This window comes from Fluviispira vulneris (assembly GCF_014281055.1).
GTDB classification, from domain to species: Bacteria; Bdellovibrionota_B; Oligoflexia; order Silvanigrellales; family Silvanigrellaceae; genus Silvanigrella; species Silvanigrella vulneris.
Window position 1 is genome coordinate 378,654 of record NZ_JACRSE010000003.1, and the last position, 14,716, is coordinate 393,369.

A 14,716-nucleotide genomic window follows, 5' to 3' on the forward strand; every position below is an offset into this window, starting at 1 on the left:
TATGTCTTTAAAAGACTCATTTCAGATATTTGGAGACAGAGAATCTTTCGATAAAAAGGAAAGATTCTCATTAACAATTGGGAATTTTGATGGCGTTCATTCTGGTCATTTATATTTAATTAATGAATTAAAGAAAAGCTCGCCAGATACAAAAATTGCGCTTTTAACCTTCGATCCTCATCCCGCAAATTTTTTCTCCCATGACAACGCAAAACCTCTATTGACATCTTTAAACGAAAAAATAGCTTTATTATTAAATGCTGGAGTTGATCTTGTCATGGTACAAACATTTTCACAAGAATTTTCTTTATTAAGTGCAGATGATTTTTGTTTGTGGTTAAAGGATCTTTTCCAAATTGATACTATATTAATTGGTCATGATTTTTGTTATGGAAGACAAAGAAAAGGTAATTTTATACATATGAAATGCTTTGCAGAAAATGTAGGATGGACAATTAAACAAGCTTCTGCTTTCAAATTATTTGATGGAAAAACTGTTTCTTCGTCTGCTGTGCGTGAAGCTTTATTACAAGGTGATGCGGAATATGCTGAGAAGCTTTTAGGCCATTCCTATTTTTTGTCAGGCATGGTAGTTAAGGGAGATCAGCGTGGCCGTTTAATTGGTTTTCCAACTGCGAATATTTTACTCGATGACAATCTCGTAGTCCCAAAACATGGGGTATATGCTTGTTACGTTGAAATAGATTCAAATGGGAAATTATTACAAGCTGTAATGAACTGTGGTGTTCGTCCAACTATTGCAAGTGGCTTGAAATTACAAATTGAAGCTCATATTCTTGATTTCTCTGAAGACATTTACACCCGAAAAATTAAATTTCATATTAAGAAATTTTTAAGAGGTGAAATGAAATTTAATGGAATTGAGCAATTGAAAGAGCAAATTGCAAAGGACGTCCAAAAAACAAGATCTTATTTTATGGATGACCGAAATGAGCAAAATATCTAATCCTGACATAAAAAAAAACAAAAATATTATTCCCTATTCTAGTCAAAACCAAATAAAAGAACTGGTACAATTAAAACAAATTCATTTAGATGATCATGATCTTTATCTTAATAGAGAAATTGCTTGGTTGTCTTTTAATGAACGAGTATTAACAGAAGCAGAAAATAAAAATGTTCCTTTATTTGAAAAAATAAAATTTTGTACAATTTTTGCTTCAAACTTAGATGAATTTTTCATGGTCAGATTATCTGGCTTATTAAAACTTGTTGTTAAACCAAACAATATTTATCCGGATGAAGATGAATTTGACGAAACATTAGATGAAGTTGCAATTAAAGTTAGGGGACTGATAAAGCGCGCAGAGCGATGTTTGTATACACAAATTTTTCCAATGCTAGCAAATCACCATATTTCTATTGCAAACTTGGATGAATTGACTCGATCGGAAGAAGAGAAATTAGACGCACATTTTGAAAGCCAAGTTTTTCCAGTTCTCACTCCTCTCGCAATTGATCCCGCGCATCCTTTCCCTTACTTATCGAATTTATCTTTATATTTAGCTGTAACTTTTGAAGGTGTTTCTGAAAATGGAGAACCACTCTTAGCTTTAGTTGAAATTCCTCAAAAAATTCAAAGACTCATTCCTATAACAATAAAAGCGAATAAACATAGATTTTTTCTTGTTGAAGAACTTATAAAAAGTTATATGCCCGCCTTATTTCCTTGGACTAAAGTTATAGGTACCTATTCATTTAGAGTAACAAGAAATCTTGACTATCAACTTCTTGAGGGTGAAGTCAAAGATCTTATGAAATCTATTGAGTATGAGTTGAAAGATAGAGAGCAAAAAACTGTTGTGAGGCTTGAATATGAAAAAAATATGCCTGATTGGTTACGTAATAAACTAGCAGCTGTTTTAGAACTTGATTCTTCTGATCTTTATGAAATTGATGGTATGCTTAATTATCGAGATCTTGCAGCACTTTTAAAACTTGAGCGTGTGGATCCAGAGTTAAAAGATCCTTCATTTAATCCTAGATTAAATATTTCACTCGTCGATGAAAGTCGTGATATATTTGATATTATACGTGAAAAAGATATTTTATTGCATCATCCCTATGATTCATTTGCAAGTGTTCTCGATTTTCTAAGAAGTGCAGCAAAAGATGAAAAAGTATTAGCAATTAAGCAAACACTTTATCGTTCAGGAGGTGACTCTCCAATTATAGAAGCTCTTGTGAATGCTGCGGAAAGAGGAAAGCAAGTTACTGTTGTCGTAGAATTAAAAGCTAGATTTGATGAAGCAAATAATATTGAATGGGCAAAAAGACTTGAGCGAGCGGGCGCACATGTGGTTTTTGGTTTTATTGATTTAAAAACACATGCGAAATGTACATTAGTGGTAAGAAAAGAAAAAAATAATTATCTACAGAAATATGTACATTTATCAACAGGAAATTATAACAGTGCAACAGCAAAGCTTTATACCGATATTGGGCATTTAACTTCAGATGCTGCTTTATGTGATGATGTCGCAAATCTTTTTAATTTTCTCACTGGATTTAATATTTTGAGAGATCAAGAGAAAACCCGCTTTCGCGCTCCCGATTTTGAAAAGATAAAAGTAGCTCCCTTTCGCTTAAGGGAACAAATTATTCAACTCATAGATCACGAAAAGAAATTGCATACACAGGATAATCCTGCCCATATCATTCTAAAAATGAATTCTTTGGTTGATACGAAGCTTTGTCATGCACTTTACAAAGCTAGTCAAAAAGGTGTAAAAATTGATTTGATTATACGAGGTGTTTGTATTTTAAGACCAGGTATTCATGGCATTTCTGATAATATAAAAGTTATTAGTATCATTGATAGATTTTTAGAGCATTCAAGAATATTTTGGTTTAAAAATAATGGAAATCCACTTATTTATTGTGGTAGTGCAGATTTTATGCAGCGGAATATGGATAAGCGTATTGAAATTGTTTGGCCAATTGAGCCTCTAGAATTAAAATTAAAAATTACCGGAATTTTAAATAATTTCTTAAAAGATAATTGTAAAAGCCATTATATGCAAAGTAACGGCACATATATTAAAAGTCAAATTCAAAACGGAGAAGCATCTTTCCGATGTCAAGAAAAATTTATTGAAGAGGCAAGAAGGTATGGGGTAAAATCAATTGCGTATGACCAGGCAATAAAACCGCTTTTCGATAAAAAAGATTTTGAACGTATTCCTGAGCGTTTTATACCATCTTTAGTAGTCGAAGAGCAGAAGAAAAACGTGACTAAGAAAAAGAAGAAAAAGTAATGTTAAATTTGCCTCTCAGAAATATGTTTGAAAAAAAAAGAATTGCAGCAATTGATGTTGGCTCAAATAGCGTTCATATGCTTTTAGTTGAAATGGAATCACCTGAAGAATATAAAATTATTGATTCAGAAAAAGAGCAAGTGCGTTTAGCTGCCTCTATTGACTCTGACGGCAATTTAAATAGTGATGCTCTCAATCGTTTGCTTTCTGTATTAAAAAAAATGAAAGAAATTGCAGATTTTCATGGTGCACAGATACGTGCTGTTGGTACAAGTGCATTGCGAGAAGCTAAAAATGCCAATGACTTTGTTGCTAAAATATATAAGAAAACAGGAATTGATATCGAAATAATATCTGGGCATGAAGAAGCTCGTCTTGTTTACTTAGGTGTACAGCAAGGTCTGCCTATACAGGATAAATCAACTTTAATTGTAGATATTGGTGGTGGCTCGACTGAGATTGTTGTGGGTCAGTGGGGTGAGGAGCGTTTTGCCACATCATTAAAATTAGGTTCCGTTCGTTTAACACAGGGATTTATTCAAAGTGATCCTTTGAGTGATGAAAATTTAAGATCGCTCGAACTTTATATTAATACACGACTTGAGCCTGTTTTGTCTGAGGTTGAGAGGGTTGGTTTTGATTGTGCAGTCGGATCATCAGGAACAATAAAAGCGGTTAAATCTTTGGTTTTGGGTTTAACCAATGCAGAAGTTCCTCCTTCACTTCATGGTTCTATCTTAACAGCAAAAGAAATCTGGATAGCAAAAGAAGCAATTCTTAGGTCGCGCTCATTAAAAGATAGAAAACAATTGCCTGGTTTAGATTCAAAAAGAGCTGATATTATTGTCGCTGGAATATTTGTTCTCAGTGCAATCACTAAAATATTAGGAATTCGTGAGTGGATGATTTCCTTAACCGCAATTCGTGAGGGAATCTTGTACGATACTATGCTGAGAGATGGTGTATGGTTACAAGGCGATACAAGTGATATTCGGTGGCGCTCAGTTCGTTCTTTTGGACAAAAGTTTCATATCGATGAAGCGCATGCCTTTCATATTACATCATTTTCCGTAAGTCTTTTTGATCAATTATATGAAAAACATAATTTATCTAATTCTTGGCGTGAGTATTTACGCTCTGCAGCATATTTGCATGAATGTGGCTTATTTATCGGCCACACTGGGCATCATAAACATACCTTTTATTTTATTCGAAATGCGACCTTGCCTGGTTTTACAACTCGTGAGATGCAAATAATTGCAACAATCGTACGATATCATCGCAAACGCATGCCTCGTGAAAATGATGAAGTATATTGTGACTTTGATAAAGATATTCAAAAGGCTGTGAATATTTGTGCATCCATTTTGCGTCTGGCAGTAAGCTTAGATAGAGGGCGTCAAGGTAAAATTCATGAAATTAAAATCAACGATTTGTTTATGGAGAAAATGAGTCTTTCCCTTTATATGCGAGCTGGTCAGGATATTGAGCTAGAAATGTATGAAGCAGCAATTGAAAAGAAAGCATTTGAAAATGTTTTTTCGAGTTCTCTGGAGATTGTTTTAGAGCATTGAAAGGTAATGGATCTTGAAGCTAAAATATTTTACACAAATATTATTTTTATTTACTTTTTCTACGAATGGATTAGATGTTTTCGCATTTGTTAACGAAGGAAATATAAATCAAAATCCATATCAAAAAGAAAATTTATGTCCAAGAATCGGTGCTCTTTCAGGTCAAATAACCATTCCTGAAGATGAAAATTATTTTAAAAAATATAGCAATAATATTATTATCAGAATAGGTGGTATTCAATACACTGGGGCTGAAAGTTACTCTTTTGAATTTTATCCTGATAACAATGGATGTTTTTCTATTCCAAAAAACTTTGTCCCTTCTGGCAGCTCTTTTAGTTTATATTTTTGGGATCAAAGTGGTCAATTAAATAAAAGAATTCTTCCAGTATATGTGGCTGATGTGCCAAATTATTATAATGTTATTTTAAAAACGCATGCGTATACTGCCGCTTTAGCTGAATTATTCAGTGAAGATAAAAAACAGCATTTTGAAAATACAGGAATGTGCGGATATATTGACGGAGTTAATCCTATACATATATCTGGATCACAAGCATATTTGCAAAATAACTACGGTAAAATATTTACGGCAAAATATTTTACCGCAGATGATTTACCTTCTCGTGAATTGAGTGCTATGACTCAAAGTGGTCATTTTTGTTTCTTTAATGTAAATACTTGTAGCAATGATGAAATGCAATGTAATCTAGAGTCAGATAATTATAAATTAAATATCACTCTACAGAACGGTGAGAAATTTAGCTTTGATTTGTTGTTATCTCCTTTTTCATTTTCAGATGATTTACTTTTTGACTTAAAGACTTCTATTTTTAGACCAGTAAATATTAAGGAATTGAGTGGTGGACAAAGTATATCTTACAAAAATTCCACAAATTTATCTTTAAAGACATCACCTAATTATTCATCAGTCCAAATTTCTAATGAGATGAAAAATCAGTTAGTTTATTTTCCTCTTGGGAATGATCTTTTGACAATTGATTATAAATTGCCTTTTGAAAAAAAAGGGCAATTCTTCATATTGAAAACAAATGCAGAATTATATACAAAAAATCTGCTTTCTTTGCAGGCTGAATATAAACCTGGGCAAATTTATGTAGACAAAACGTCACCTTTATTGTTAAAAATATTTAATCCAAATTTTATAAAAGACAATAAAGAATATCTCAATCCATTGATGACTCAGGATTTAGGGGGCTCATTTTTAGCGCTTAAATTAAATGAAAATTTTTCTGCGAATAATGTATCTGTTTTTTTAAGAGATTTTAAGGGGAATAGCAATTTCGATTTCTTTTCTATAAAAAATAAATTTAATAATGATTTAATGGGTTTTTTCTATAATATCCCGCCTGGGTTTTATCAGTTATTTGTTGTGGATAATATGACGCAACTTATAATTTATACCACTTTAGTTCAGTCAGTACCAAATAAGACTCAAGTTATTATAGATGAAATTAATTTGGAGAAAGTTTTGCAACAATCTGACGAGATAGCTTTTGATCCAAATATGGTTTATATTGTAAATTCAAATTGGAATGACAATGATAATTATTTACAGCATGCTGATGTGAATTTTGATATTTATGGAAATAGTGAAATATTAGAGAGTATTTTTTTAAATTCTTATAATGCTTATTTGAATGGCTCTGATTTTGGCTTTAATAATTTATTTAATCGTGTAAATATTGATGATTTATGTAAAATTAACAATGATAAAGTTGAGCAATTAAATAAAAAATCACCACTTGATTTTTTATTTGCAGATGACAAAGGAGACAGTTAGTCAGAATTTTTCATCTATTCCTTTTTTATTTGTAATTGCATTTCTAGCAAGTTCATCACACATTTCATTGTATTTGTCCCCAGAATGCCCTTTGACCCATTGCCATGAAAGAATGTGTTTCCTTTGGAGCAAACTCAAGGCAAGCCATTCTTCTTGATTTTTTACAGGTTTTCCATTTTTGGTTTTCCACCCATTTTTTTGCCAGTTCTCTAACCAACCTTCGGTAAAAGCATTTTTGACATATTGGCTGTCAGTGATAATAAGGACAGGCATAGGGCGCAATAAACTTTCGAGCCCCTTGATGACTCCCATAAGTTCCATTTTATTGTTTGTTGTTTGAATCTCATAACCAGAAAATCTTCTTTTATGTTCTCCATATAGAAGAACGCAGCCCCAACCGCCTGGTCCAGGATTTCCAGAACAAGCGCCATCTGTGTAAAGTGTTACGTGTGAAGTCATTTATCTGCTCTCTTAAAGCCATTGCTAAAGTTTATGCAAATGCTTTTGAAAATGTTGACATGAAAGAATATTCGAATGCTAGCTGAAACGCCACCGGTTCAAAATAATCACATTGATACCTATCCTATGGTCGATGGGATATCAGCACAACTTGTACCTCTCAGAACAGAGAATATGACGTTTCCTCAAACAGTATTTTCATTTGGTGTTTATAATGAAAATGTACTTTCATCCACTTCAGATGCGTATACGACTTCCGGATATGGATACTCTTTGGGAATGCAACATCATATTAGAGGCATGTGGAGTGGAGGAATTGATATTAGATGGTCTGACTGGCTTGCAAACAATACTTCTCAAGATTCGAATACAAGTCCATTGTCGATTTACTCTAAAATTGAAGGGACACCACGCTTAAATTTTTTGCTAGGAAATGATTTAGGAAATATGTTTCGCCCCTATTTTACTGGTGGAATAGGATATACTATATTTTTTGATGAAAGATCTTTATTTGCAGCTCGTGCAAAAACAGCTTTTGGTCAAATTTCTGCAACATATGGAGTTGGAATTCGTGTTACTTTTCCTAAATCAATTGCCCTTAAATTTTCGTATGAGCGTTGGCGGGGCATCCAGACTGCGGATTATCAAGCACAAATTATCCGATTGGAGTTGGTATTTGGGGATGTCGATAATATTTAAATTTTTATTAATTTTATTATTTTTCCCATGGAAAGCCTATGGACAAAGTGTCATATTTTCTAATCCTGTCGGTGAAAATCTTCCTGAATATAAGCTAATTTCTGTAAATAAATCGATTATGAATTGTGGTGATAGATCCGATTTATATATTTATTCTTCCTTGGATATTAAAGCAATTTTATCGATTGCAAATTTTCTTTCAGATGAAAAAGTTGCTATGACAACTGATTGGAATACATTTTTACCAATGACTTATAATCCCACTTCATCTGGTTTAAATGAGAGAGATATTGGAAATTTTCCAGAAGATATTAGACGTATTCTTTATATTTGCACAACTTGGAATGAAAGTTTTCAATTAAAACTCTTTTCAATTCCTAAAGAGGCTATCGAAAATATCACAAAATCAGTTAAAACAAATAGACCATGGCAGAGTTTAAGTCAGGAAGAAGCATATCAACTTGATCATTTTTCAGAAGCAACACTGTATGATTTTGTTTATATAATTCTTCGTTCTAACGTTTACAAATCTATTAAAGGAGGTTTCGAAAAAAATCCAACTTTATGGTCAACTCCTTTTACTTGGCGAGTTATCAATACGAAAGAAAAAGATATTAATAGCGAATTGGAGAAGAAAGATTAAAAATATATTATTTTCATGGGCTGGTAATATTTTTTCAGCTTTTATAAAAGAAGAATATTTAGAGCATGAATACTTCGATTCATTTCTTTCAAATTTAGTTTTACTAAATGAGTTTGATGAAAATCCTTTTTTTAATATGGCAGACGAATTATTCATTGCTAAACAAATGTATGAAATCTCTTTGGCAGATGCTTACTCACAATCTTTAAATTCTTTTGAAAATTTCTTTAGTCATTGTGTTCATGCAACAAATGAAAAGTATTTTTCAAATTTCTATGCAATATTTGAAGATAAAAAATTAATTTCATTTTTAAATATGAATATTATTATGAATGAAGCGGAAATGGATTATTTATTTGTCTCTAATGACTATAGAAGGCAAGGGTTATCAAATTTGTTATTAAGTATTTTCGAATATTCAAATAAATATATTGGAAATCATCAAGTTAGCAAAATTATTTTAGAAGTTGGAGAAAATAATACACCCGCTTTATCTTTTTATTTAAAGACTGGTTTTATAAAAATTTCAGTTCGCAAAAAGTATTATAAAAATATGGAAAATGCTTTTGTTATGGAAAAGAATCTTTAGAATTATTGTTTTTATATATTGTTAATCCAACCTCTATTATAAAAATAGCGTTCCAAGTATGTATCAAAATATGAATATTTGCTAATATCCAGAAAACGATCTTTATGCATTTTTTTGTGAGGTGAGCCTATGCGATTCATTCTATACGATTTTCATATTATTCGCCCACAATATGAATCAATTCAGGGAGATGCGCTAAATTGGATAGCGCAAGCACATGCTTTTTCTAAGTATAAAGAGAGTTTAGCGCAGGGACGTAGAAAAAATATTGATGAGTATTATGATCTCATTCAAAAAATTGTTCTCAGATTTGCTTGCAAGCCAGAAAAAATTAGTAAACGTGGATCGGATATTTCAGATTTTCTTCATACTAATTGGGATGCAATGGAAATATTTAATCTTAATAAAAGTGCGTCAGGTGTTTTTATGCATCAACGTATGCAGTTTTTTGAATATAAAATTCAAAATATTTTACAAATTTTTTATAAAGATGTTTATCATGCGCCGCAAAATCTAATTCATGTTTCCTGCACCGGCTATGTATCACCATCTGCACCACAAAAACTAGTGGCAGAGCGTGGTTGGGGAAGTTTTTGCCAAGTGACACATGCTTATCATATGGGCTGTTACGCTTCTTTACCTGCAATAAGAATGGGAAAAGGATTTTTGCAAAATGAGAATAGACATCAAGCTATAAATGAAAAAGTTAAGAAAAAAGTTGATATTATTCATAATGAATTGTGTACACTCCATTTTAACCCAGCGGCTCACGACCCTGAACAAATTGTTGTCCAGAGTTTATTTGCGGATGGTCATATAAAATATTCGATATGCGAATCTAATGATTATTCAGCTAACGATACGCAAAATGCATTTGAAATTATTGTTGAGCAAGAGAATTTGTATGCTGAGTCTTTTGACGCAATGACCTGGCGACTTTCAGATTTTGGTTTTCAAATGACCATTTCAAGAAAAGTTCCATCAATAATTGCCGAAAATATTGAAGTATTTCTTAATAATTTATTTGACAAAGCTGGAATGAATTTTAGTGACGAAAAAGAAAAAGTTATTTTTGCTATTCATCCAGGAGGACCAAAAATTATTGAATATATAAGAGATATTTTGAATTTATCGGCACAGCAAATAAAGTACAGTCAATCTATTTTATTTGAATATGGTAATATGTCTTCGGCAACTCTTCCACATATTTGGGAACGAATATCTCAAACAAAAGAAGTCATAGGCATGCTTGTAGTGAGTTTAGCATTTGGGCCAGGACTCACAATGTCTGGCTCAATAATGAGAGTCATATGATAATCGTAGATATTACATTTTTAATTTTTATAATATTTCATTCAATAATTATGCTTATAGATGAGTTTTATTTTCATAGGAAAAGAGGTTTGACTAAATGGGAAAGGATTGGTCATCCATTAGATACTCTGTCAACACTTCTTTGCTTCTTTGTCATCATTTTTCTTCCAATGACAAAAATAAATATGATTATTTTTTTATTTCTGGCTATCATCTCTTGTGCATTGATTACTAAAGACGAATTTGTTCATGCAAAATACTGTAGTAAAATTGAGCATCTATTGCACGCTTTTTTATTTATTTGTCATCCCATAATGTTGATATTTATTTTTGTATTTTGGTCAGCATTCTCTAAATCATATTTTAGTTTTTTATTACATGTGGATTTAATTTTTTTAAAAAACATAATTATATTCCAGTTTGTATCAATTAATTTGTTTTTATTGTACCAAATTTTATATTGGAATATAATATGGAAAGGTCGTAAATATGCTGAAAAAATATCAAATAAACAATGAAATTTATAAGCAAATGGGAGATGAGTGGTACGTAAGTGATAATTATGTGGCTCTTCTGCGAGCTGAAGCAAGGGCACGCAATCCATGGGTTAGTAAAAAAATAAATGAATTGGTAAAAAATGAAAACATTTCTGTATTAGATGTTGGTTGCGGTGGAGGATTGCTTGCAAATGAATTAGCTAATATGAATTATAATGTCACCGGTGTAGATATTCACCCAGAAGTTCTAAATGTAGGAAAAAAATATGACAAGACAGGAACTGTAAAATATCAGTATGCCGATGCTCATGCTCTTCCATTTCCTGATGCTAATTTTGATGTCGTCTGTATATTAGATGTTCTTGAACATGTGGATAATTACATTCAGGTATTAAACGAATGCGTGCGTTGCTTAAAAAAAGGAGGTTATATTTTTTATCATACATTTAATAGAAATATATTTTCTTTTTTATTTGTTATAAAGGGAATGGAAATATTTGTTAAAAACACTCCTAAAAACTTACATGTTCATCACTTGTTTATTAAACCTAAAGAGATTAGAAATATATTAATGGAATTAAACTGCAATTTAAAAGAAATTAAAGGCTTAAACCCTAAAATATTTTCAAAAGAATTTATGAAATTAATATTTAAAGGGGAGATTGATGATAAATTTGAATTTAAGCTAACAAACTCATTAATTTCTGGATATATTGGTTACGCAGAAAAGTTAAATTAACAGAATTGAATCTGCCTCATTCAGTCGTTTGTTCTTCTTTCTTTTAGGGTGCGAGAATGGGGTCTTATTTTATGCAAAATATTTTTTAGCTTCATTTTAGTTTCATTTATAAAACTATAAAAACATGGCACTATTAATAAAGTTAAAATAGCAGATGAGATGAGCCCTCCAACGACAGTTATACCCATATTTGCTCTACTCTCATGCCCTGGTCCTGTGCTTAAAATGAGTGGTATCATACCAGCCACCATTGTTAATGTTGTCATTAAAATAGGTCTAAAACGGACGTATGCTGATTCGAGCAAGCTTTCATTGACTGACATACCTTCTCTGGCTTTTTGTTGAGCAAATTCTATCAATAAAATTGCATTTTTTGTCACGAGTCCCATCAGCATAATAATACCAATAATAGCGTTTATAGACATGGGTTGTCTTGTTATAATTAATGCTAAAAATGATCCTGAAAATGCAAGCGGAACACTGAGCATGATGGAGAATGGCCCCATAAAATTTTCGAACTGTGCGCAAAGCACCATGAAAATAAAAAGAACAGCGAGTAAAAGTGTCGATGAAATTATTTTAATACTTTCATTCAAAAATTCTGTATCACCCCCTAATTTATTTTTAATTTCAAATGGCATAGTTTCTTTCATATAATCATTTATTTGAGAGGTTACTCCCGCTAAGTTTTTTCCAAAATATTTTGCTTTAATTGTAATTTCTTTTTCCCCATTTAAATGGCGAATAACAGATTCAACTTTTACTTTTTCAATTGTTGCAATTGTCGATAGTAGCACAGAGTTGTCATTGCGTGTTGGAATAAAAACGCCAGCTAGGGAATTAAGTGTTTGATTATTATTGTTTGGTAACATAATTTTTATGTCATAAAAGCGGCCATCAGCATAAAAATCTCCTACTTTTTCTCCTGCATATAAATATTTTAATGTACTTGCAATATCTTGAGATGTTATTCCTAAACTCGCGGCTTTAATTCGATTTGGAATAATTTTATATTCATAGGTAGAGTCATCTGCATTGCTAGAAGCATCTTTTACATCTGGAAGGGTATTCATAAATTCAATCAGTTTCTGTGAATACATTTCAAGTGTTTGGGTGTTACTAGAGAGAAGACTGATTTGCAGAGGATAATCTCGTGAGCCGAAACCAACTTTTTCTTCTGGATTTTGAATAAATCGTTTTAAATTTTCAGATATATTTTGTTTGAATTGAGCAGTTGTAAAAGTTCTTTTTTTGGGATCTATTAATGTAATATTGTAATTAATATCACTTGCAACACCAAACTGACCTCCGCCAACTCGCATAAGAACGCTCTCAACTCCAGGATAGGAAAGGATATATTTTTCGATTTCCTGGGCTCTTTTAGTAGAAACTGCTAATGGAGTATCCTTTGCAAGAGTAAATGATATTCTCGTTTTACCATTATCTTCATCAATATTGAGAGTCATCGGTACAAATTTTAACAAAATGACGCTTAAGATTAGTATTACAAGGGCTGCTGAAAGAGTCGATTTCTTATATCTCAATAAAAAACGTAATGTATTCTGATATTTTTTTTGAAATTCAGCAAATTTTTTATCAAATAGTTCAGCATATTTATTTTTTTGAGTGCTTAAATGATTTTCATCTTTCAATATGCGGCTACTCATCATAGGAACTAAGGTAAATGCAACAAAAAGTGAAATTAGCACTGAGGTTGCTACGGTGATACCAAATTCAAAAAAGAATTTTCCAATAATCCCTTCCATAAATGCTACAGGAATAAAAACGGCAACAATTGCTAATGTAACAGCAATCGCAGCTAAACCTATTTCAGCTGTGCCATCATACGCAGCAGTGAAAATGTTTTTACCAAGAGTTCTATGTCTATGAATATTTTCAATAACAACAATTGAGTCGTCTACAAGTATTCCTATTGAAAGAGTTAGTGCTAACATTGTTAAGTTATTTAAAGTAAAGTTTAACGCATTTGCAACTATAAATGTTCCTATAATTGAAGTTGGTATGGAAACAGCACAAATAATAGTATTGCGCCAATCATGAAGAAAGATAAAGACGACGAAGACTGCAAGTATGGCACCAAGTAAGAGGTCAAATTTAACTGATTCAATGGATGATGAAATCCATGTTGAATCGTCAAAAATGACCGAAAGATTGAGATTTTCTCTTTGGGAAATATTAATCTTTTTAATCAGATCACGAATATCGTTAGAAACTTCAACCATATTAGATTGAGGTTTTTTTCCGATATAAATAAAAATAGATTGTTTACCATTGAATTCCCCATAGGATCTTGCCTCGACAACGCTGTCTTTTACTTCTGCAATATCTTCTACACGGAGAATATTATTAGGATTTAATTCTAATGGTATTTTTGCAATGCTATCAATGGATGTTGGTATATTTTGAGTAGACATACCTGTGACACTCGTCGGTGTGCGCAGAAGTCCAGCTGGTAAGGTAACAATTTGGCTGGCAATTTGATTTTTTATCTTAATCGGTGATAATTGCATCGAATTTATGAGAGCGGAATTCAACTCTATATGTACTTCTCTTTCTTGTGAACCTATTACATCAATTTCTCCAACACCTTTTATTTGTTGAATTAAAGGTTTTAATTCAAAAATGGCATAGTTTGAAAGTTCTTTTTTAGATAGCTTTGTTGATGATAAAGTTAATCCCAAAATGCTATCACCATTCATTTCATATTTTTCAACAATTGGAGTATCTGCATCCTTAGGAAAATATATTTGGCTTACTTTATTTCTCACATCTTCAATGGCTCTATCTGGTTTTACTTCGAGATCAAATTCGAGTGAAACACTTGCACCGTTTTGATATGCTGAGCCATTCATATTTTTGAGACCAGTGATACTTCGAAAACTTTTTTCCATAGGTTTTAAAAGGAGTTCCTCAGAAGTAGAGGGATTTGATCCTGAATAGGCAACACTCACGGTTATAAACGGCAATTCAATATTAGGTTTGTCTTCTATCCCTAGTTTAGGATAGGACATAAGGCCAAATATTATGATTAATAGATTCAAAATAGATGAAAAATAAGGTCTTTTGATAGAGACTTTTGAGAGTAGCATTTCAGTTTCT

11 protein-coding genes are annotated in these 14,716 nt (G+C 31.8%); 9 read left to right on the plus strand and 2 right to left on the minus strand.

The window, feature by feature from the left end; translation table 11 throughout:
- Position 1 precedes the first annotated feature (1 nt).
- The 4 genes from ribF to H7355_RS08515 are packed head-to-tail and all read left to right on the plus strand — an operon-like array spanning position 2 to position 6,656.
- Positions 2–967, plus strand: a complete 966-nt coding sequence (gene ribF, locus H7355_RS08500; protein WP_186646541.1) for a riboflavin biosynthesis protein RibF — start codon at positions 2–4, stop codon at positions 965–967.
- On the plus strand, positions 951–3,278 hold the full coding sequence (gene ppk1 / locus H7355_RS08505) for a polyphosphate kinase 1 (protein WP_186646542.1): 2,328 nt from the start codon (positions 951–953) through the stop codon (positions 3,276–3,278). The genes ribF and ppk1 overlap by 17 nt, the downstream gene beginning before the upstream one ends.
- The gene (locus H7355_RS08510) at positions 3,278–4,852 is read left to right on the plus strand and encodes a Ppx/GppA phosphatase family protein (protein WP_186646543.1); all 1,575 of its coding nucleotides are present in this window, start codon (positions 3,278–3,280) and stop codon (positions 4,850–4,852) included. Before ppk1 ends, H7355_RS08510 begins: the two co-directional genes overlap by 1 nt.
- A gap of 13 nt (positions 4,853–4,865) precedes the next feature.
- Positions 4,866–6,656 carry a hypothetical protein gene (locus H7355_RS08515; RefSeq protein ID WP_186646544.1) on the plus strand — a complete coding sequence of 597 codons (1,791 nt, stop codon included), beginning with the start codon at positions 4,866–4,868 and terminating at the stop codon, positions 6,654–6,656.
- Here the strand turns inward: H7355_RS08515 and rnhA are convergent, their stop codons facing one another.
- Positions 6,657–7,115, minus strand: coding sequence for a ribonuclease HI (gene rnhA, locus H7355_RS08520; RefSeq protein ID WP_186646545.1), 459 nt, complete (start codon positions 7,113–7,115; stop codon positions 6,657–6,659).
- Between the two features lie 75 nt (positions 7,116–7,190).
- Here rnhA and H7355_RS08525 point away from each other — a divergent pair, with 75 nt between their 5' ends.
- The 5 genes from H7355_RS08525 (at position 7,191) to ubiG (ending at position 11,596) form a co-directional block, all read left to right on the plus strand.
- The gene (locus tag H7355_RS08525) at positions 7,191–7,814 is read left to right on the plus strand and encodes an outer membrane beta-barrel protein (RefSeq protein WP_186646546.1); all 624 of its coding nucleotides are present in this window, start codon (positions 7,191–7,193) and stop codon (positions 7,812–7,814) included.
- Positions 7,798–8,457, plus strand: coding sequence for a hypothetical protein (locus H7355_RS08530; protein ID WP_186646548.1), 660 nt, complete (start codon positions 7,798–7,800; stop codon positions 8,455–8,457). The genes H7355_RS08525 and H7355_RS08530 overlap by 17 nt, the downstream gene beginning before the upstream one ends.
- A gap of 136 nt (positions 8,458–8,593) precedes the next feature.
- A complete protein-coding gene (locus H7355_RS08535; protein WP_186646549.1) occupies positions 8,594–9,046 on the plus strand; it encodes a GNAT family N-acetyltransferase in 453 nt (150 codons plus the stop codon).
- Positions 9,047–9,175: 129 nt separating this feature from the next.
- Positions 9,176–10,360 carry a 3-oxoacyl-[acyl-carrier-protein] synthase III C-terminal domain-containing protein gene (locus H7355_RS08540; RefSeq protein WP_186646550.1) on the plus strand — a complete coding sequence of 395 codons (1,185 nt, stop codon included), beginning with the start codon at positions 9,176–9,178 and terminating at the stop codon, positions 10,358–10,360.
- Positions 10,361–10,849: 489 nt separating this feature from the next.
- Positions 10,850–11,596 carry a bifunctional 2-polyprenyl-6-hydroxyphenol methylase/3-demethylubiquinol 3-O-methyltransferase UbiG gene (gene ubiG, locus H7355_RS08545; protein WP_186646551.1) on the plus strand — a complete coding sequence of 249 codons (747 nt, stop codon included), beginning with the start codon at positions 10,850–10,852 and terminating at the stop codon, positions 11,594–11,596.
- A gap of 20 nt (positions 11,597–11,616) precedes the next feature.
- On the opposite strand, the gene H7355_RS08550 is transcribed toward ubiG, so the two are convergent.
- Positions 11,617–14,706 (minus strand): efflux RND transporter permease subunit, encoded by a 3,090-nt coding sequence (locus H7355_RS08550; RefSeq protein ID WP_186646552.1) that lies wholly within the window; start codon positions 14,704–14,706, stop codon positions 11,617–11,619.
- Positions 14,707–14,716: the final 10 nt, after the last annotated feature.